Genomic DNA, 19048 nt, shown 5'->3' with positions numbered 1-19048 from the left:
CGGGTGCGCATGGCTTGACCCTCTCCCCGGCGCACTATGGGTGTCAAGTGGGTGGGACGGAGGTCTCACTATTTGAGCGCAATGGCGGATGCACCAGGGAATCCGGACCCTCCCGGCCGTCGCTCACGGCGATCCGCTTCGGCAGTGCCTCCCGCCCCTGCACCCCCACCTTCACCGGCAGGGCACTGGTGGTGAGCACCGCCTCCCGGCCCGCCTCGAGGCAGTCCGCGGGGCCCGGTACGGGGTAGTCGCCACGGTCCAGGGCGCGCCGCAGCCGGTGCTCGTCGAGCGGTCCGGAGAAGGCCATGCCCTGCCCGTGGCTGCAGCCCATCGCCCGCAGCGCCGCCACCTGCTCCGGCAGGTCCACGCCGTCCGCGACGGTCTGCAGTCCGAGGTCGCCCGCGATGCGCAGCAGCCCCGACGTGATCTTGTGCAGCCGGGCGGACTCGACCACGCCTTCCACCAGCTCGCGGTCGAGCTTGAGCACATCGACCGGGAGCCGGCGCAGGGCGCTGATGGCGGCGCACCCGCTGCCGAAGCCGTCGAGGGCGATGCGCACGCCGAGCCGCCGCAGCGCGGTCAGCCGGCGTTCGAGTTCGTCGAGGGAGACGCGCGGGTCGGTGTCGGCCAGCTCCAGCAGGAGGGCGCCGGACGGCAGCCCGTGGCGGGTGAGCAGCGCCTCGACGCTGCCCGGTCCCAGGCCCCGCTCCGTGAGGCGGTGCGGGGAGAGGCGGACGGCGACCGGAGCGGGGTACCCGGCACGGTGCCGCTGCGCCGCCTGCTCCACTGCTTCCTCCAGGAGCCACCGGCCGATGTCGGCCGCGCGCGCCCCGTCCTCGCCGCGCGCGCGGTCGCCGCGCACCCGGTCGGAGACCCGGAGGAACTCGTCGGGGGTGAAGAGGATGCCCTGCTCGGAGCGCCAGCGGGCCTGCGCGGCGACCGCGGTGATCCGGCCGCTGCCGAGCTCCACCACGGGCTGGTGGAGCAGGGCGAACTCGCCGTCGTGGAGGGCGTTCCGCAGCCGGGTGGCGACTTCGGCGCGGCGGACCACCTCGGCCTGCATCTGCGGTGCGTACAGCTCGACCCGGCCCTTGCCGGCGGCCTTGGCGCGGTACATGGCCAGGTCGGCGTTGCGCATGAGTTCCGTGGGGTTGATCCCGGGGTCGGCGAAGGCGACGCCGATGCTGGCGGCCACGCGCACCTCGGTGCCGGAGACGCGGTAGGGGCGGGAGAGGCCGGTGCGCAGCCGCTCGGCGACCTCGAGGATGCGGTACTCACGGGCGGCCGTGTCCTGAGTGCCGTCGCCGAGGATGAGAGCCGCGAACTCGTCCCCGCCGAGCCGGGCGGCGGTGTCCCCGGCCCGGACGGACTCCTGGAGCCGGCGGGCGGCGTGGACCAGGAGTTCGTCACCGGCCTGGTGGCCGACGGTGTCGTTCACCGCCTTGAAGCCGTCGAGGTCGATGAAGAGCACGGCGGTGCCGGGGTCGGTGGCCCGGCGGCCGCTGAGCGCCCGCCGCACGCGCTCCGTGAAGAGGGCGCGGTTGGGCAGGTCGGTGAGCGGGTCGTGTTCGGCGCTGTGCCGCAGCTGGGCCTGGAGCCGGACCCGTTCGGTGACGTCGCGGCTGTTGAAGATCAGGCCGCCGTGGTGCCGGTTGACGGTGGACTCGACGTTGAGCCAGCCGTCGTGTCCCGCCCGGCCGGCACCGGCACGGAACCGGCATTCGATGCGGGTGGTGGGCTCGTCCTCCGGCTGCGCGGCCAGGAACCGGCGCACCTCGTGCACCACACCGCCGAGGTCCTCGGGGTGGATGAGCGAGGCGAACTCGGATCCGATGAGCTCCCCCGGGTCGATGCCGTAGACCCCCGCGGCGGCGGGGCTGACATAGCGCAGCACTCCGGTCGGCGCGGCGATCATGATGACGTCGCTGGAGCCCTGCACCAGGGAACGGAAGTGGTTCTCCTTCTGGGCGAGTTCCTGGGTGAGGCTCATGTTGTCGAGCAGCATGATGCCCTGCCGCACCACGAGGGCGAGGACGACGGTGCAGGCCGTGAAGATCACGACGCGGTCGATGCGGCTGCCGTCGATGACGTTGTAGAGGATCCCGAGCGTGCAGACGGCCGCGGCGAGATACGGGGTGAGGGCGGCCAGCGAGCCCGCCGTCGGGCGGCTCGGGTGCGGCTCTCGGCGGCTCCGGGCGCAGGCGTCCGCATCCGGCTGCCGGGCGACCCAGGGGGCGTACGCCAGGAGTATCGAGCCGGCGAACCAGCCGGCGTCGAGGAGCTGCCCGGAGCGGTAGTGCTCCCGCAGCAGCGGTGAGGTGAACAGCGCGTCGCACAGGACCGTCAGGGCGAGCGCCGCGATGGCGGTGTTGATCGCCGACCGGTTGGCGGAGGACCTGCGGAAGTGCAGCGCCAGCACCATGCTGACCAGCACGATGTCCAGCAGCGGATAGGCCAGGGACAGCGCGGCGCGGGCCACGCTCTCACCCTCCTGGTGCGCCGTGTGGGCGAGCGCGAGGCTCCAGGAGATGGTGAGCAGGGAGCCGCCGATGAGCCAGGCGTCGAGGGCCAGGCAGATCCAGCCCGCCCTGCTCGCGGGGCGCTTGGCCAGGACGAGCAGCCCCACGATGGCGGGCGGCGCGAAGAGCAGGAAGCAGAAGTCGGCCCCGGACGGGCTCGGTACGGGCTCCCGCAGGACGACCTCGTACCAGCCCCAGATCGCGTTGCCGAATCCGGCCATGGCGGAGGAGAGGGAGAACAGCAGCCAGGCGGGGCGCACGCAGCTGGTGCGGGACCGGCCGTAGCAGAAGCAGGAGACGGCTCCCGCGAGGGCGGCGGCGGCGAGGCCGAAGTCCCCCATGACGACCGCGAGTCGGGGCGATCCCCAGCCCAGGGCGGCGCCGGTGGCGTATCCGCCGCAGACCAGGGCGAGCAGCAGCTGGGGAAGCAGGCCCGTCCCGCCGCCGGAAGCCGGCGGCCGGGAGAGCACCGCCCCCGGGGTGCTCACCGCACCGTCCTTGGCGGCGTCGTCCTCCGCTGAGGTCTGCGCGCGTCGACGCCCCGGAGTCCCCGGCGGCTGTCGCGCCTCATCCGACTGACTGGGTGATTGATCCATTGGCCGTGCATCGCCCGTCGCCCCCCTCGAGTTCCGGTCCATCGCCGCGCCCGTCGCACTGCCCCCGGGCACAGTCCCCGTCGGGACGATACACCAGTCCGGTCACTCAGGGACATAGCATCTCTACACAGCGTAACCACCAGGGAGATTGCAACGACTCAGCGCAGTCGAACGGACTCGGAGCGTACTGAACGCGCCCCGGAGGGTGTGCTTCCGCTCCCGGTCAGCCCGCCGTGGCGACCACGTTGGCGAGCGGCTCGTCAGCGGCAAAACGGACCAACTGCTCGTGCAGCAGGCGCTTCGCGCGGGGCAGGAAGGCCGACGTGGGTCCGCCCACATGCGGTGTGACGAGCACCCCGGGGGCGTGCCAGAGCGGGTGTCCGGCGGGCAGCGGCTCGGGGTCGGTGACGTCCAGCGCCGCCCTCAGCCTGCCCGTCCGCACCTCCGCGAGGAGGGCCTCGGTGTCGACGACCCCGCCGCGGGCGACATTCACCAGCAGGGCGCCGTCCTTCATCCGGGAGAGGAACGCGGCACCCGCCAGGCCGCGGGTGTCATCGGTGAGCGGGGTGGTGAGGACGACGACATCGGCCTGGGGCAGGAGTGCGGGGAGTTCGGCGAGTGGATGCACCGGGCCGCGCGGGGAGGTACGGGCAGAGCGCGCGACGCGCGCCACCCGCGCACATTCGAAGGGGACAAGCCGGTCCTCGACGGCGCTGCCGATGGAGCCGTATCCGACGATCAGGACGGAGCGGTCGGCGAGCGCGGGACGGAACCCGGACCGCCACTCCTCCGCGTCCTGTCCGCGGACGAAGTCCGGGATGCCGCGCAGCGACGCGAGGATGAGCGTGAGGGCCAGCTCCGCGGTGCTCGCCTCGTGGACACCGCGCGCGTTGCAGAGCTGCACGCCGGGACGCAGCCCGGACAGGGCGGGGAGCACGTCGTCGATACCGGCCGTGAGGGTCTGGACCACCCGCACCGCCGTCATCTGCGGCAGCGGCCGTACGGAGACGGCTGAGCCTTTCATGTAGGGAACGCCGTAGAACACACAGCGGGCGGGGTCCGCCGGGAAGTCCGGCTCTCCGTCCCAGAAGTGGTAGGCGAACCCGTCGGGGAGGCCGTCGAAGAGATCGGGCCGCACCGGCAGCCATACATCAGCAGTCATGGTCAGGAGGTTACGGCCGGTCATCGCAGAACTGCCGTGTCCGCGCGCGGGCGGGTTCCGGGGCGGCTCCGGCCGATCTTCCGTGGCGGCAGCGGCCCGGGCGGCTCCGCTGCGCGTCCGGGCCGGTGGCAGAGGTTACTTTGGGGATCACGCAAGGGAGGGGTGCAGGACCAGGTGGAGCGCAGGACAATCGGCGCGAAGGCGCTGTCGGTGGGCGCGATCGGCCTCGGGTGCATGCCGATGAGCTGGGCCTACACCACCTCGCAGCAGAGCGGGGAGAGCTCGCTGCGCGCGGTGCACACGGCTCTCGACCGCGGTACGACGCTCCTCGACACCGCCGACATGTACGGGCCGTTCACCAATGAGCTGCTGGTCGGACGGGTACTCAAGGAGCGCCGCGCGGACGCGTTCGTCTCCACCAAGTGCGGCCTGCTGGTGGGCGAGCAGCACATCGTCGCCAATGGGCGCCCCGGCTATGTGAAACGGGCCTGCGACGCCTCGCTGCGCCGCCTCCAGACCGATGTGATCGACCTCTACCAGCTGCACCGTCCCGACCCGGAGGTGCCGGTGGAGGAGACCTGGGGCGCGATGGCCGAGCTGGTCACGGCGGGCAAGGTGCGGGCGCTGGGGTGGTGTGCGTTCCAGAAGGAAGCGCGGCACGTCCGCCGGCGAGCGGCGGCCCACGGCAGGGACGAGGCGCGGCGGAGCCCCGGCGCCCGGATGCACGAGACGACGATCCGCCAGCTGACCCGGGTGCAGCAGGTCTTCCCGGTGAGCAGTGTGGAGGCCGAGCTGTCCGTCTGGTCGCCCGAGGCACTGGAGTCGCTGCTGCCGTGGTGCGAGTCGCGCGGTATCGGCTTTCTCGCGGCGATGCCGCTCGGGAACGGCTTTCTCACCGGCACCCTGACGCCGGGCCAGGGGTTCGAACCGGATGACGTCCGGGCCCGCCATCCGCGGTTCACGGCCGACATGATGGCGGCGAACCAGCCGATCGTGGCCGGGCTGCGCCGGGTCGCGCGGCGGCACGGGGCCACCCCGGCGCAGGTGGCGCTGGCCTGGGTGCTGGCGCAGGGCCGGCATGTGGTCCCGGTGCCGGGGACGAAGAAGGAGCGCTGGGCGTTCGAGAACGCCTCAGCCGCCGCTCTCCGGCTGAGCGGGGAGGACCTGGCGGAGATCGCGGACCTGCCGCCGGTGCAGAGGTCCTGGGACTGACCGGCGACCGCGGGGCGTGACGGTTGTGCGGGTGGGCCTCCGGGACGCCATCTCCCGGGCTCGATTTCCGAGGCGGGCAGGGCAGTTCGCGGGCGGCCCAGGTGCGGCGGCGGCGAGGCGGATCCGCGTGAGCGGATCGGGAACCTCGCGGAGCACGGCGGTGTAGGAAGCAGTGTGATGCACTGGACGCGACCGAGAGGATCGTTCGTCATGCGACGACCTGTTGTGACTGCCCTGACCGCCGTGGTGGCCGCTGCGGCCTTCCTGTTCGTCTCCGGCTGCTCGTCGGACGGCGGCTCCGGGCCGCCGGAGCGGTCCGCGGCGTCGTCCTCGGCTCCCGGCTCCTCACCGCCCGACGGCGCCACGTCCTCCCCGGCGCCCGCGAAGGGCTCGGTGAAGGTGGAGCGCACGGTCGCGACGGGTCTGAAGTCCCCCTGGGGGCTCGCCGCGCTGCCGGGAGGTGACCTCCTGGTGTCCTCCCGCGACACCGGGAAGATCTTTCTGATCGCGGCGGACAACGGGAAGAAGACCGAGCTCGGATCGGTTCCGGGCGTCTCCGCGGGCGGCGAGGGCGGTCTCCTGGGGATCGCCGTCGCGCCCACGTTCGGGGCGGACCACTCGGTGTACGCCTACTTCACCACCGAATCCGACAACCGCATCGCCCGCATGGTCTACGACGAGAAGAAGCCGGCGGGGAGCCGTCTCGGCGCGCCGGACACCATCCTCAAGGGCATTCCCAAGGGCCAGATCCACAACGGAGGCAGGATCGCGTTCGGCCCGGACAAGATGCTCTACGCGGGGACGGGCGAGAGCGGCGACCAGGGGCTCGCACAGGAGAAGGACTCGCTGGGCGGCAAGATCCTGCGGATGACACCGGACGGAGAGCCGGTCCACGGCAATCCGTTCCCGGATTCCGTGGTCTACAGCTACGGCCACCGCAATGTGCAGGGTCTGGCCTGGGACGCGGACAAGCGGCTGTGGGCCGCGGAGTTCGGGCAGAACACCTGGGACGAGCTGAATCTCATCGCTCCCGGCAAGAACTACGGCTGGCCCGATGTGGAGGGGAAGGGCGACCAGCCCGGATTCGTGAACCCGGTCGAGCAATGGTCGACCGAGGATGCGTCACCCAGCGGCATCGCCTACGCCCCGGGCTCGATCTGGATGGCGGGACTGCGCGGCGAACGGCTGTGGCGCATCCCGCTGGACGGCCCGAAGCCGGTGGCGAAGCCGCAGTCCTTCCTGGACGGCACATACGGGCGGCTCCGCACCGTCGTGTCCGACGGAGCGGACCGACTGTGGCTGGTGACGAGCGAGACCGACTCCCGGGGAACACCGGAGAAGGGGGACGACCGCATCCTGCAGTTGAAGGTGTCCTGAGCCGTGCGCTCCTGCTCCCCGCCCCGGCCCTGCCCGCTTTCTGGACCTGGTTGGGAGCTGGAGCTGGTCCTGGTGCTCACCCTGGATCTGGTTGGGAGCTGGTCCTGGTCCTGGTGTTCATCCTGGACCTGGTCCCAGCCCCGGACCTGGCCACGGACCCAGCCCCGGCCCCGGACCCAGCCCCGGCCCCGGCCCCGGCCCCGGCCCCGGACCTGGTCAGACGGTGGGTTCCGTTCCGGCGAAGAGACGCATGCGGTGCGCGATGGACGCCGCCTCGCCCCGGTTGGAAACGCCCAGCTTGGCCAGGATGTTGGAGACGTGGACGCTTGCGGTCTTCGGTGAGATGAAGAGTTCCTCGGCGATCCGACGGTTGCTGTGGCCCAGGGCGACCAGCCGGAGCACATCCCGCTCACGCCGGGTCAGGCCGGGGCCACCGTCCGGATGGGCCGGGCTGCCCGAGTCCCGGAGACCGCCGGTGCCCCCGTGACGGCCGAACTCCGGATGGCTGCCAACGGCCGTATGACCAGCATCTGCCGATGTGCTGCCAACCCCCGCCGGCGACTCGGAGGAGCCGGGGCGGCCGACGGCGGGCGCATCGGTCACGGCCCCTGTCCCCGCACCGGTCACGGCCCCTCTCCCCGCATCGGCCACGGTCACGCACTCGGTGGCCAGGGGCAGGCGGGCGCGGCGGGCGAGGAGTTCGATCTCTTCGCGCAGCGGGGCGGCCTGCAGCCGGGTGGCGACGGCGTAGGCCTGTCCGAGCAGTTCGCCCGCCCGCTCCCGTACCGCTGCGGTGTCGGGCCCTCCGGCCCGCGCGCCCAGTACGGCGGCGGCGCCCAGCTGTGCCTCGGCCCAGCGGTGGCGGATGTCGGCCAGCACATAGGGATGGCCGTAGGGCTCGAAGGCGGCTGCGGCCTCGGCCCAGAGCTGCGGCCGGTGCTGCCCGTCGGCCCGGGCGAGTTCCGCGTCGAAGCGGCGGGCCCACGCGGACCACAGCGGTGAGGGGCACGCCACCGTGCGGGACGCCGCCTCGAGCCGGGACAGCAGCCGCCGGTGCTCCGCGCCGTCGGTCCCCGGGAGGCCGCGCGCCTGTCCGGCGACCTGGGCCCCGCCGACGAGCAGTCGCCAGACGTAGGGCTCCTGACCGAGCAGCGGGAGGAGGTTCAGGGCGCCGTCCAGAGCGGCGACCGCCTCATCGAACCGGCCGTGCGCCGCCTCGAACCGCATCTCGGCCTGAGCGAGGGGGATTTCGTACTGGGGTTCCATGTCGTTCTTGCCGAGGTGGGTGCGGCACTCGGTGATCAGGGCGGGAACCCGTTCGTACAGCCCGCGATTGAGGTCGAGCTCGAGCCGGTACATCACCATGGAGGCCATCGGCCGGGCGCTGCGGGCGCGGTCGCGCCACTCCTCCAGGACCAGGGCGGCCCGGTCCCACGCACCGAGCAGCAGCAGGACCTCCGCGAGGTTCCCGGCAACGAAGGCGGCGCTGCCGAGCAGCCGGTGCCTGACGAGCGTCTCGATGCCCGCCTCGGCCACATGGACCGCCTCCGCCGTGCGACCGAGCCGGTGGAGCACGTCCACGAGGTTGGCGTGGACGCGGCCCAGAGCGCGCGGCGCCCAGATGGTCTCGACGAGTTCCCGCACCTCGTAGAGCTCGGGGATGCTGTCCTCGTCGCCGCGCTGGGCCCGCAGACAGGCGCGGGTCACCCGGGCGTTGAGTTCGACGTCGCGGGCGCCGACCAGCCTGGCGAGGTCCACCGCCCGTTCGGCCAGGTCCACGGACCCCGCCTCGGACACATGCAGGCTGTGCCAGGCCGCGGCGTGCGCCAGGACATCGGCGTGCACCGCGGACGGCGGCAGGCCGGTGACCAGCTCCTGCGCCCTGGATATCTCCGCCCAGCCGTCGCCTCGTCCCACCGAGGTGACCAGCCGGGACCGCTGCATCCAGAACCAGGCCGCGCGCGCCGGATCACGGTCCTGGTCGATCAGCTTCAGCGCCTTCTTGACCAGCGCATACGCCCGTTCGGGCACATCGTCCCAGCGGGCGGCGACGGCGGCCTCCGCCAGCAGGTCCAGGAAGTGCAGATGCCTCTCCTCGCCGTCCCGGGGACAGCCACAGGGCGGGTAGGACTCGACGCTGCCCGAGCCGGAGAGCCGGGAGCGCTCCTCCGCGGGCACGTCGTCCCACAGTTCCATGGCCCGTTCGAGCAGTTTGACCTGCTCGGCGTAGGCGTGACGGCTCCGTGCCTCGCGGGCGGCGGCCAGTACGGCGGGCAGCGCCTTCCGGGCATCATGGGCGGAGTACCAGTAGCCGGCCAGCCGGGTGGCCAGCTGTTCGGCGCGGACCAGGGAGGGGTCGGCCTCCAGCGCCTCGGCATAGCGGCGGCTGAGCCGGGAGCGTTCGCCCGGCAGCAGGTCCTCGACGACGGCTTCGCGCAGCAGTGCGTGCCGGAAGCGGTAGCCGTCTCCGTCGTCGGTGGGGACCAGGACGTTGCCGCCGACGGCGGCGCGCAGCCCCTCGATCAGCTCCTCGTCCCCGAGCCCGGCGACGGCGGCGAGGAGGGCGTACTCCACCGTGGTGTTGCGGGCGGCGATCCGAACGACGCGCTGCGCCGCCTCGGGCAGCGCCTCGACCCGTACCAGCAGCAGGTCGCGCAGGGAGTCGCTGAGACCGCACGAGCCGTAGTCGCTGGTCGCGAGCTCCTCCACGAAGAACGGATTGCCCTCGGAGCGGTCGAAGATCTGGTCGGCCAGACCGTGTTCGGGCTCGCTGCCCTGGATGCCCGCGAGCTGCCGGCGCACCTCGTCGCGGCTCAGCCGGGGCAGTTCGATGCGCTGCACGGTCCGCAGCCGGTCGAGCTCGGCGAGGAACGGCCGCAGCGGGTGGCGGCGGTGGATGTCGTCGGTGCGATAGGTGGCGAGCACGACGAGCCGGGACCGCTGGAGGGAGCGGAAGAGATAGCCGAGCAGCTCACGGGTCGAACGGTCGGCCCAGTGGAGGTCCTCGATGGCGACCACGAGCGGACGGTCCGAGGCGAGACGTTCCAGCAGGCGTGCGGTGAGCTCGAACAGCCGGGCCCGGCCCTCCTGGTCGTAGGTGTCCCGGGTGACGCTTCCGATGTCGGGGAGGAGCCGGGCGAGTTCGTCCTCGCGCCCCGCGGCCGCCTGTGCCAGCTCGGGTCCGAGCTGCCGGTGCAGGGCGCGCAGTGCCGTCGCGACAGGGGCGAACGGCAGTCCGTCCGCGCCCAGTTCCAGACAGCCGCCGACCGCGGTCACCGCGCCGGAGCACTGTGCCGCGCAGAGGAACTCCTCGAGCAACCGGGTCTTGCCGCCTCCGGCCTCACCGCCGACGAGGACCGCCTGCGGCTCCCCCTCGGCGGCGCGGGCGAACGCGTCGGTGAGCGCGGTCAGCTCGTCGGCACGGCCGACGAAGACAGGGCTGATCGATCTGCTCTCCACATCGCTGAGCATGGCATACGGGGCGGCCCGCGCGGCACCGGCACTTCCCGGCCGTACCACCTCAAAGCCGTTGTTCACGACGGGGGTTCGGCCGGTACCGGCGAGGACGGAGCGAACGGTTCCTGTCACGGCGGCCCCCGGTGCGGGTGAGCTGGGCGGCACGCCGCCCGGGTCGCGCCGGGGTGCCGATTCAGGACACGGCCGGCGCCGGGGAAGGGGGCCCGGGAGGCGGTGTCCGAAATGGGCCTCCCAGGAGGGCATACCCGTCGGTGGCGCCGGCGTACGGGGCGCCGACGGGCCGAGCGTTCAGACGCCGGCGGCCCGTACGGTCCCGCCGCCTTCCCGCGAGGCGCTTCTGCTCACCCGCCCTTCCCCTTCGGGGCCGGCGGAGCCCCGGGCCGCTTCCCGGCGGGCACGGGCGGCCTCATGGGCGAGCCGGTGCCGGGCGGCGACGCGCATCAGTTCTTCCTGGCGGTCCCGCTGCAGTTCGTAGGCGAACATCGTGATCTCCCGGTGACGTGGTGTCCGTTCCGCTTCCACCTTCGTCTTCCGGAAGCCCCCGCCGCATCGGGCGACTTCCCGATCTTCGGGGGTCCTGGTGCCTTAGTTCTGCGGCCCGAGGGGCCCCGAACACACCTAAGGCCCCCTCGGAGAGGGGGCCTTAGGTGGCACGGTCGGCGGGCTTAGGGGGTGCACGGCCACTACGGCGCCGCACCTACCCCGCTACGGGGCTGTGGGCACTCCGCCGAGGAGGTCGAAGTAGATGCCGCCGGAGACCAGGAGGCCGAGGACGCCGAGGACGACTCCGGCGACGGAGACGGCCCGGATCCAGGGTGCCTGCGTGGTCCCCGCACCGGCCGGGCGGAGCAGCACCGCTCCGGAGACGATCAGCGCCGCCAGCGCGAAGACGCCGTTGAACAGGGCGGTGGTGTGCCAGGGCGTGCTGTAGAGCGCGGTGATCTGCTCCTGCGCCTGTGCCTGTGCGGCACCCGAGGAGGTCTTGATCTGGCCGATCAGCTGCTGCCGTTCGGCCGCCAGCCGGCCGACCCAGGTGCCGGTCAGGGACGCGAGACCGAGGGCGGCGCCGACCACCGCGGCGGCACCGGCCGCCACCGGCGTCGAGCGCGCCGGCACCGGGGCGTCGGCTTCCGGGCCGTCGTCGAGGCCGTCGTCGTCCCGGTCCGTCCGGTCGGTGGCCGCGGCCTTCTTCGGCGCCTCCGTTGCCGCGGGCTTCCCGGCTTCCGGGGCCTCGGCGGCCTCGTCGGTCAGGTCCTTCGTCTCGGTGTCCGTGGTCTTGGTGGTGTCCATGGTCCGCACCGTAAGCGCCGTTTCTGAGAGTCCTCTTAATTCTCGCGGCATGATCCGTTACGGCTCGATGCCCAGGAGGCCGGAGGGCCGGCGACGCATCGGGGCCCTGCTCGCCGGGACAACCCCTCGGCGGCCGGACACATCGGGGACCGGACACAACCGGCCGTCACCCCACGGTCACACCTGGGAGCTCTCCGTCACAACTCCTCGATCACACCGCGGCCCCGGAGCGCGCTGCGCGCCGGGTTCCGACGCCTCCTCGGCCCGGAGCCACTCATCGGCCAGCAGGGACCAGATCTCGGTGTCCTGCCGGGTGCCCGCGTACGGGAAGTTCTGCCGGAGCACGCCGTCCCGGCTCATCCCCAGCCGCCGGGCCACCGCGATGCTGCGCACGTTCGGCGCGGCGGCGTGCCACTCCACGCGGTGGATGCCGCGCTCCCGTACGGCCCAGTCGATCAGCAGGCGCACGGCCCGGGTCACCAGGCCGCGGCCCTGTCCCGCGGCCTCGGCCCAGCAGCCGATCTCACAGACGCCGGTCCGGGCGTCGAACGACACGAACATGACACCGCCGACCAGGGTTCCGTCCAGCCAGATGCCGTAGATCCGCCCGGCGTCGGCGGCCTGCCGGTCGGCGTAGTCCCGCAGGACCGTCCGCGCGGAGTCGAGGTCGGTGCTCCGGCCGGCCCACGGAATCCAGGGGTCGACATCGGCCCGCGCCCGGTCCATGTGGGTCAGGAACTCCTCGGCCTGCCAGGGCTCCAGCGGACGCAGTTCGGCCGCGTCTCCGAGGGGCACTGCGAACATCGTTCTCCTTCGCTCGTCCTGCGCCGGCCCGGGAACGCCCCGGGTCACGGCCGGCGGACGACGCGAGCCGACAGGACGGACTCCCCCGACCCTGCCCCCGCACCGCTCCCGCCCGGGACCGGCACCGCGCACCGCTCCCGTCCCGGTCCGCCACCCCCCGCTCCGGCCCCGTACGGCCGACAGCCCCGCGCGAAAGCCGGTCCGGACGGAGCCGGTCCATTGCGGACCGGTCCTGCCCCGGGCCCGCCCGTTTCAGCGGACGAGTGCGTCGACGTCCTCGCTCGTGCGCTGCGCAGGAAGTGTCGCATGGGCGATCTCCGGCGCCTCGATGCTGAACCGGGGCAGCAGCCGGTCGAGCCACTTCGGCAGCCACCAGTTGGCGCCGCCCAGCATGTGCATCAGCGCCGGGACCAGGAGCGTCCGCAGCACGAAGGCGTCCAGGGCGACCGCCGCGGCCAGGCCGATGCCGAACATCGCGATGATCCGGTCACCGCTGAGCACGAAGGCCGAGAAGACCGCGATCATGATGACCGCCGCGGAGTTGATCACCCGGCTGGTCTCGGCGAGGCCGACGCGTACCGCCCGCCGGTTGTCCCGGGTCTGCTGCCACTCCTCGTACATCCGGCTGACCAGGAAGACCTGGTAGTCCATGGAGAGACCGAAGAGCACCGAGACCATGATCACGGGCAGGAACGGTTCGATCGGCCCGGCGCTGCCGAGCCCCAGCAGTTCACTGCCCCAGCCCCACTGGAAGATCGCGACGACGACGCCGAAGGAGGAGGCGACGGCGGCGATGTTCATCGCGGCGGCCTTGAGCGGGATGCCGATGCTGCGGAAGGCGAGCAGCAGCAGGGCGCAGCCGAGGGCCACCACCACGCCGATGAACAGGGGCAGCTTGCCGATGATCACGGATGCGAAGTCGTCGTAGGCGGCCGTGAGCCCGCCGACGTGGGTGTTCAGGGAGGTGCCGTGCTCCGCCGGGGGCAGCACGTCGTGCCGCAGCCGCTCGACGAGCTGGGAGGTCCGCTCCGACTGGGGAGCGCTCTCCGGGACCACGGTGATCACGCCGGTGTCGCCGCCGCGGTCGACGGTCGCGGTGGTCACGTGTGCGACGCCCTCGGTCGCCCGCAGCTTCTCGGGCAGCTTGTCGAAGGCCGGCTTGTCGGCGGCTCCGTCGATCTCGGAGACCAGGGTCAGCGGGCCGTTGGAGCCGGGGCCGAAGCCGTCGGCCAGCCGGTCGTACGCCTGCCGGGTGGTGCTGGACGCGGGGTTGTTGCCCTGGTCGGAGGTGCCGAGGTGCAGCGAGGTCGTGGGCACCGCCAGGACGATCATGACGGCGGCGGCGATCCCGCCGAGCAGCTTGGGGTGCCGTTCGACGAAGGCGGACCAGCGGGCGGCGAATCCGGTGGGCAGCTCGGGCTTCGGCCCGTGCTCGACGAGGCTGCGGCGCTCCCGACGGCTGAGCACCTTCATGCCCATGAGGCCGAGCAGGGCGGGCAGCAGGGTCACGGACGCGGCGACCGCCAGGACGACGGTGAGCGAGGCGGCGAGCGCGACGCCGTTGAGGAAGGAGAGCCGCAGCACCAGCATGCCGAGCAGGGCTATGCAGACCGTCGCGCCCGCGAAGACGACCGCCCGCCCGGAGGTGGTGACGGCGCGCCGGGCGGCCTCCGCCACCGGTAGCCCCTGCCGGAGGCCTCTGCGGTGCCGGGTGACGATGAACAGCGCGTAGTCGATGCCCACGCCGAGTCCGATGAGCATGCCGAGCATGGGCGCGAAGTCGGCGACGGTCATGACATGACTGAGCAGCGAGATGCCCAGATAGGCCGTGCCCACGCTGACCAGCGCGGTGGCGATGGGCAGCAGCATGGCGGCGAGCGACCCGAAGGCCAGGAAGAGGACGGCCGCGGCGGCGAGGACGCCGACGATCTCACTGAGGTGGGCGGACGACTTCTCGGTGAGGGAGACCCCCGGTCCGCCGACGTCGACCTGGAGAGAGCCGTTCTCCGCGCCGAGCGCGGTGTCCACGATCTTCTCCACCTGACCGCGGCCGAGGTCGTCCGGGGACTTCTCGTAGACGACGGTGGCGTACGCGGTGTGGCCGTCCCGGCTGATCTGGCTGGCGCCCTCGGCGCCGTACGGACCGGTGATGGCGGCGACGCCGGGCAGGTCCTCGGCCTTGTCGAGGGTCTCCGTCATGTGGCGCTCGACGGACTGTGCCCGGACGGATCCCCGGTCGGTGTGCCAGACGATGGTGTCGTTGTCGCCGCTGCGGCCCGGGAAGGCCTCTTCGAGCTGCTTGCTCGCCTTGCCCGATTCGGTGCCCGGAACGTCGTAGTCGTTGGAGTACGAGGACCCCGTGAGGGCTGCCGCGACGCCCACTCCCACGAGAGCGGCGAGCCACAGCAGGATGACGACGAAGCGACGCTGGAGACACCATCCGGCAAGTGCGGCCATGCGCAGACTCTCCCTGAGCGTTGTGTGGACCCTTCCAGGAAATGACCCACAACGGACATAACGCGTACCGGGCCCACTGTTACAGGCATGCAAGATCAAGTGAGGGTTTCGTGGGTTTAGTCACATCGGCCCGGGGGAAGTGCGAGCCCCGCTCCGAAGCGGAACGGCTCCGCCGCACCGTCCCGCCACCCCGCTCGCCGGTTCCCACCGGCCCGGACCCGCCCTGACCGGCAGTGCAGCCAGGGAAAGCGGAACCGTCGGGAAGAGAAGCGGAACGGCCGAGGGGCGGCCCTCCCGATGTCGGGAGGACCGCCCCTCGGCCGCTGTGTCACCGCGGACGGATCCGGGCCCGGTCCGCGCACGGACCCGGCCTCGCCCCCCGTCCCCGGGGGGGCCGGCGCGTCAGCCCTCGACGCCCAGCTTCTCCAGGATCAGCTCGCGCACCCGCGCCGCGTCCGCCTGGCCACGGGTGGCCTTCATGACCGCGCCCACCAGCGCGCCCGCCGCCTGGACCTTGCCGCCGCGGATCTTGTCCGCGATGGCCGCGTTGGAGGCGATGGCCTCGTCGACGGCGGTGCCCAGCGCCCCCTCGTCCGAGACGACCTTCAGCCCGCGCTTCTCGACGACCGTGTCCGGGTCGCCCTCGCCCGCGAGCACTCCCTCGATGGTCTGGCGCGCCAGCTTGTCGTTGAGCGAGCCCTCGGCGACCAGCGCCGCGACCCGGGCGACCTGCTCCGGGGTGATCGGCAGCGCGGACAGCTCGACGCCGTCCTCGTTGGAACGCCGCGCCAGCTCGCCCATCCACCACTTGCGGGCCTGGTCGGCCGGGGCGCCCGCCTCGATCGTGGCGAGGATCGACGGGATGGCGCCGGCGTTGAGGACCGACTGCATCTCGTGGTCCGACAGGCCCCACTGCGCCTTGAGCCGCTGCCGCTGCACACGCGGCAGCTCCGGCAGCTCGGCGCGCAGCTGCTCCACCCAGTCACGGGACGGGGCGACGGGCACCAGGTCCGGTTCCGGGAAGTACCGGTAGTCCTCGGCCTCCTCCTTCACCCGGCCGGAGGTGGTGGAGCCGTCCTCCTCGTGGAAGTGACGGGTCTCCTGGATGATCGTCCCGCCCTCGCCCAGCACCGCGGCATGCCGCATGATCTCGAAGCGGGCGGCCCGCTCGACACTCCGCAGCGAGTTGACGTTCTTCGTCTCGGAGCGGGTGCCGAACTTCTCCCGGCCGTGCGGACGCAGCGACAGGTTCACGTCGCAGCGCATCTGGCCCATCTCCATCCGGGCCTCGGAGACGCCCAGGGCCTTGATGAGCTCCCGCAGCTCGGCGACGTACGCCTTGGCGACCTCGGGGGCCTTGTCACCTGCGCCGGTGATCGGCTTGGTGACGATCTCGATCAGCGGGATGCCGGCCCGGTTGTAGTCGAGCAGCGAGTGGGAGGCGCCGTGGATACGGCCCGTCGCGCCGCCCACGTGGGTCGACTTGCCGGTGTCCTCCTCCATGTGGGCGCGCTCGATCTCGACCCGGAAGGTCTCCCCCTCGACGTCGACGTCCAGATAGCCGTTGAAGGCGATCGGCTCGTCGTACTGCGAGGTCTGGAAGTTCTTCGGCATGTCCGGATAGAAGTAGTTCTTCCGGGCGAAGCGGCACCACTCGGCGATCTCGCAGTTCAGCGCGAGGCCGATACGGATCGCGGACTCGACGCCGGTCGCGTTGACGACCGGGAGCGAGCCGGGCAGGCCGAGGCAGGTGGGACAGGTCTGCGCGTTGGCGTCGGCGCCCAGCGTGGTGGAGCAGCCGCAGAACATCTTGGTCGCGGTGCCGAGTTCGACGTGGACCTCAAGACCCATTACGGGGTCGTAGGCCGCCAGAGCGTCCTCGTACGACACCAGTTCAGTGACGGTCACGGAAACTTAACCTTTCAGCCCGCGAGGACGTCGTCGTCGCCCAGGCGGCGCAGCTCGCGGACGAGGAGCGCGACGCCGGTGGCGACAGCGGCGGCGGATACGACCGCGTCGACCAGCATCAGCTTGTCGTTCTCGAAGCGGGCCTTCTTGGCCTGCTTGACGATGCTGACGGCGCCGAACAGCGTGGTGCCGATGGACAGGTACGTGCCGGGCTTCGACTTCTTGAAACCCTTGGCCTTGGCGAGCTTTCCACTCACAGCGACGGTGCCTCCTCCAGCAACGGGTGCCCCCAACGGGCAGTGAACGCGGCTTCCACAGCTGCGCCTACCCGGTAGAGCCGATCATCGGCCAGCGCGGGGGCGATGATCTGCAGACCCACCGGGAGCCCGTCCTCCGGCGCGAGGCCGCAGGGCAGGGACATGGCGGAGTTGCCGGCCAGGTTGGACGGGATGGTGCACAGGTCCGCCAGGTACATCGCCATCGGGTCGTCGGCCCGCTCCCCGATCGGGAAGGCGGTCGTCGGCGTGGTCGGCGAGATCAGCACGTCGACCTGCTCGAAGGCCTTCGCGAAGTCCTGCGTGATGAGGGTGCGGACCTTCTGCGCGGAGCCGTAGTACGCGTCGTAGTAGCCGGAGCTGAGCGCGTAGGTGCCGAGCATGATGCGGCGCTTGACCTCGGGGCCGAAGCCGGCGGCGCGGGTGAGGGCGGTGACCTCCTCGGCGGACCGGGTGCCGTCGTCGCCGACCCGCAGGCCGTAGCGCATGGCGTCGAACCGGGCGAGGTTCGAGGAGCACTCGGACGGCGCGATCAGGTAGTACGCGGCGAGCGCCTTGTCGAACGACGGGCAGGAGATCTCGACGATCTCGGCGCCCAGCTCGCGCAGCAGCTCCACGGACTCGTTGAACCGCTGCATGACGCCGGCCTGGTAGCCCTCGCCGGCGAACTCCTTGACGACGCCGATGCGCATGCCCGTGACGTCGCCGTTGCGCGCGGCCTCGACGACCGCCGGCACCGGGGCGTCGATGGACGTGGAGTCCAGCGGGTCGTGCCCGGCGATCACCTCGTGGAGGAGGGCCGCGTCCAGGACCGTACGGGCACACGGGCCGCCCTGGTCCAGGGACGAGGAGAAGGCGACCATGCCGTAGCGGGACACCGCGCCGTAGGTCGGCTTGACGCCGACCGTGCCGGTCACGGCGGCGGGCTGGCGGATCGAACCACCGGTGTCGGTGCCGATCGCGAGCGGGGCCTCGTACGACGCGATGGCCGCGGAGGAGCCGCCGCCGGAGCCGCCGGGGATCCGGGTGAGGTCCCAGGGGTTGCCGGTCGGGCCGTAGGCGCTGTTCTCGGTGGACGACCCCATGGCGAACTCGTCCATGTTGGTCTTGCCGAGGATGACGACGTCCGCGTCCTTGAGGCGGCGGGTGAGCGTCGCGTCGTACGGCGGGATCCAGCCTTCGAGGATCTTGGAACCGACGGTCGTCGGGATGCCCTCGGTGGTGAAGATGTCCTTCAGCGCGAGCGGGACACCGGCGAGCGGGCCGAGCTGCTCGCCCCGGGCCCGCTTCTCGTCGACGGCGCGCGCCTGGGCGAGCGCGCCCTCGCGGTCGACGTGCAGGAAGGCGTGCACCTTCTCGTCGACGGCCTCGATCCGGGCGAGGTGGGCCTCGGTGACGGCGACGGCCGTCACCTCGCCCGCGGCGATCTTCGCCGCGGTTTCGGCGGCGGTGAGCCTGGTGAGGTCGGTCATGTCAGTCCTCCCCCAGGATCTGCGGCACCTTGAAACGCTGCTGCTCCTGGGCCGGGGCGCCGGAGAGCGCCTGCTCGGGGGTCAGCGACGGACGGACGACGTCCGGACGCATGACGTTGGTCAGCGGCAGCGGGTGAGAGGTCGGCGGAACGTCTTGGTCGGCGACCTCGGAGACGCGGGCGACCGCGCCGATGATGTCGTCGAGCTGACCGGCGAAGTGCTCGAGCTCTTCGCCGGTCAGCTCCAGACGCGCCAGCCGGGCGAGGTGGGCGACCTCCTCGCGCGTGATGCCAGGCATGCAGCGATCCTCAAGGGTGAGTGTGTAGGTTTCGGGGCCAATCCTATGGCGCGGGGGGTGGTGGCCGCGAAACGCTTTGTCGCCATGCGGCGCGCGGTCGGGATTTCCTGAGGTTCGGTTGTGCGGGGCCTTGTCTGTTGGGTGCGGGTGTGTGGGTGGTTTCGGGGGTGGGGGGGGGGGGGGGGGGGGGGGGGGGGGGGG

At 72.2% G+C, this 19048-nt stretch carries 13 protein-coding genes; 2 read left to right on the top strand and 11 right to left on the bottom strand.

Features of this window, described 5'->3' with window-relative positions; all coding sequences use genetic code 11:
- Positions 1-43: 43 nt before the first annotated feature.
- Together AC3EQ1_RS11720 and AC3EQ1_RS11715 are read right to left on the bottom strand one after the other, a co-directional pair.
- Positions 44-3007: a putative bifunctional diguanylate cyclase/phosphodiesterase gene (locus tag AC3EQ1_RS11720; RefSeq protein WP_432094272.1), complete on the bottom strand. Its 2964-nt coding sequence runs from the start codon at positions 3005-3007 to the stop codon at positions 44-46.
- 331 nt (positions 3008-3338) lie between these two features.
- The gene (locus AC3EQ1_RS11715; RefSeq protein ID WP_432094271.1) at positions 3339-4277 is read right to left on the bottom strand and encodes a 2-hydroxyacid dehydrogenase; all 939 of its coding nucleotides are present in this window, start codon (positions 4275-4277) and stop codon (positions 3339-3341) included.
- Positions 4278-4451: 174 nt separating this feature from the next.
- Here AC3EQ1_RS11715 and AC3EQ1_RS11710 point away from each other — a divergent pair, with 174 nt between their 5' ends.
- Positions 4452-5489: an aldo/keto reductase gene (locus tag AC3EQ1_RS11710; RefSeq protein ID WP_432094270.1), complete on the top strand. Its 1038-nt coding sequence runs from the start codon at positions 4452-4454 to the stop codon at positions 5487-5489.
- Between the two features lie 210 nt (positions 5490-5699).
- Positions 5700-6866 (top strand): PQQ-dependent sugar dehydrogenase, encoded by a 1167-nt coding sequence (locus tag AC3EQ1_RS11705; protein ID WP_432094269.1) that lies wholly within the window; start codon positions 5700-5702, stop codon positions 6864-6866.
- A 216-nt stretch (positions 6867-7082) separates the two neighbouring features.
- Here the strand turns inward: AC3EQ1_RS11705 and AC3EQ1_RS11700 are convergent, their stop codons facing one another.
- The 9 genes from AC3EQ1_RS11700 to gatC all read right to left on the bottom strand — a co-directional run bounded on the left by AC3EQ1_RS11700 (position 7083) and on the right by gatC (position 18847).
- Entirely contained in the window at positions 7083-10325 is a 3243-nt protein-coding gene (locus AC3EQ1_RS11700; RefSeq protein WP_432094268.1) for a helix-turn-helix transcriptional regulator, read from the bottom strand.
- Positions 10326-10631: 306 nt separating this feature from the next.
- Positions 10632-10826, bottom strand: a complete 195-nt coding sequence (locus AC3EQ1_RS11695) for a hypothetical protein (protein ID WP_432094267.1) — start codon at positions 10824-10826, stop codon at positions 10632-10634.
- Between the two features lie 222 nt (positions 10827-11048).
- Positions 11049-11633 carry a hypothetical protein gene (locus AC3EQ1_RS11690; RefSeq protein ID WP_432094266.1) on the bottom strand — a complete coding sequence of 195 codons (585 nt, stop codon included), beginning with the start codon at positions 11631-11633 and terminating at the stop codon, positions 11049-11051.
- A 177-nt stretch (positions 11634-11810) separates the two neighbouring features.
- Entirely contained in the window at positions 11811-12437 is a 627-nt protein-coding gene (locus AC3EQ1_RS11685; protein ID WP_432094265.1) for a GNAT family N-acetyltransferase, read from the bottom strand.
- A gap of 252 nt (positions 12438-12689) precedes the next feature.
- Positions 12690-14894, bottom strand: a complete 2205-nt coding sequence (locus tag AC3EQ1_RS11680; protein ID WP_432094264.1) for an MMPL family transporter — start codon at positions 14892-14894, stop codon at positions 12690-12692.
- A 402-nt stretch (positions 14895-15296) separates the two neighbouring features.
- Entirely contained in the window at positions 15297-16802 is a 1506-nt protein-coding gene (gene gatB, locus AC3EQ1_RS11675) for an Asp-tRNA(Asn)/Glu-tRNA(Gln) amidotransferase subunit GatB (RefSeq protein ID WP_432094263.1), read from the bottom strand.
- A gap of 14 nt (positions 16803-16816) precedes the next feature.
- Positions 16817-17059, bottom strand: a complete 243-nt coding sequence (locus AC3EQ1_RS11670) for a hypothetical protein (RefSeq protein WP_351512579.1) — start codon at positions 17057-17059, stop codon at positions 16817-16819.
- Positions 17056-18549 carry an Asp-tRNA(Asn)/Glu-tRNA(Gln) amidotransferase subunit GatA gene (gene gatA / locus AC3EQ1_RS11665; RefSeq protein WP_432094262.1) on the bottom strand — a complete coding sequence of 498 codons (1494 nt, stop codon included), beginning with the start codon at positions 18547-18549 and terminating at the stop codon, positions 17056-17058. The genes AC3EQ1_RS11670 and gatA overlap by 4 nt, the downstream gene beginning before the upstream one ends.
- A gap of 1 nt (position 18550) precedes the next feature.
- The gene (gene gatC, locus AC3EQ1_RS11660; RefSeq protein WP_388850830.1) at positions 18551-18847 is read right to left on the bottom strand and encodes an Asp-tRNA(Asn)/Glu-tRNA(Gln) amidotransferase subunit GatC; all 297 of its coding nucleotides are present in this window, start codon (positions 18845-18847) and stop codon (positions 18551-18553) included.
- Positions 18848-19048 lie beyond the last annotated feature (201 nt).

Source organism: Streptomyces sp. bgisy100 (assembly GCF_057709105.1).
Note: the sequence above shows the minus strand (reverse complement) of the source record. Positions and strands in the feature narration are given on the sequence as shown.

Bases quoted from the DNA above. Each gene is read 5' to 3' on its own strand.
- AC3EQ1_RS11705 (WP_432094269.1), top strand. From the start codon at position 5,700: ATGCGACGACCTGTTGTGACTGCCCTGACCGCCGTGGTGGCCGCTGCG.
- gatA (WP_432094262.1), bottom strand. From the start codon at position 18,549: ATGACCGACCTCACCAGGCTCACCGCCGCCGAAACCGCGGCGAAGATC.
- AC3EQ1_RS11690 (WP_432094266.1), bottom strand. From the start codon at position 11,633: ATGGACACCACCAAGACCACGGACACCGAGACGAAGGACCTGACCGAC.
- AC3EQ1_RS11680 (WP_432094264.1), bottom strand. From the start codon at position 14,894: ATGGCCGCACTTGCCGGATGGTGTCTCCAGCGTCGCTTCGTCGTCATC.
- AC3EQ1_RS11695 (WP_432094267.1), bottom strand. From the start codon at position 10,826: ATGTTCGCCTACGAACTGCAGCGGGACCGCCAGGAAGAACTGATGCGC.
- gatC (WP_388850830.1), bottom strand. From the start codon at position 18,847: ATGCCTGGCATCACGCGCGAGGAGGTCGCCCACCTCGCCCGGCTGGCG.
- AC3EQ1_RS11685 (WP_432094265.1), bottom strand. From the start codon at position 12,437: ATGTTCGCAGTGCCCCTCGGAGACGCGGCCGAACTGCGTCCGCTGGAG.
- AC3EQ1_RS11715 (WP_432094271.1), bottom strand. From the start codon at position 4,277: ATGACTGCTGATGTATGGCTGCCGGTGCGGCCCGATCTCTTCGACGGC.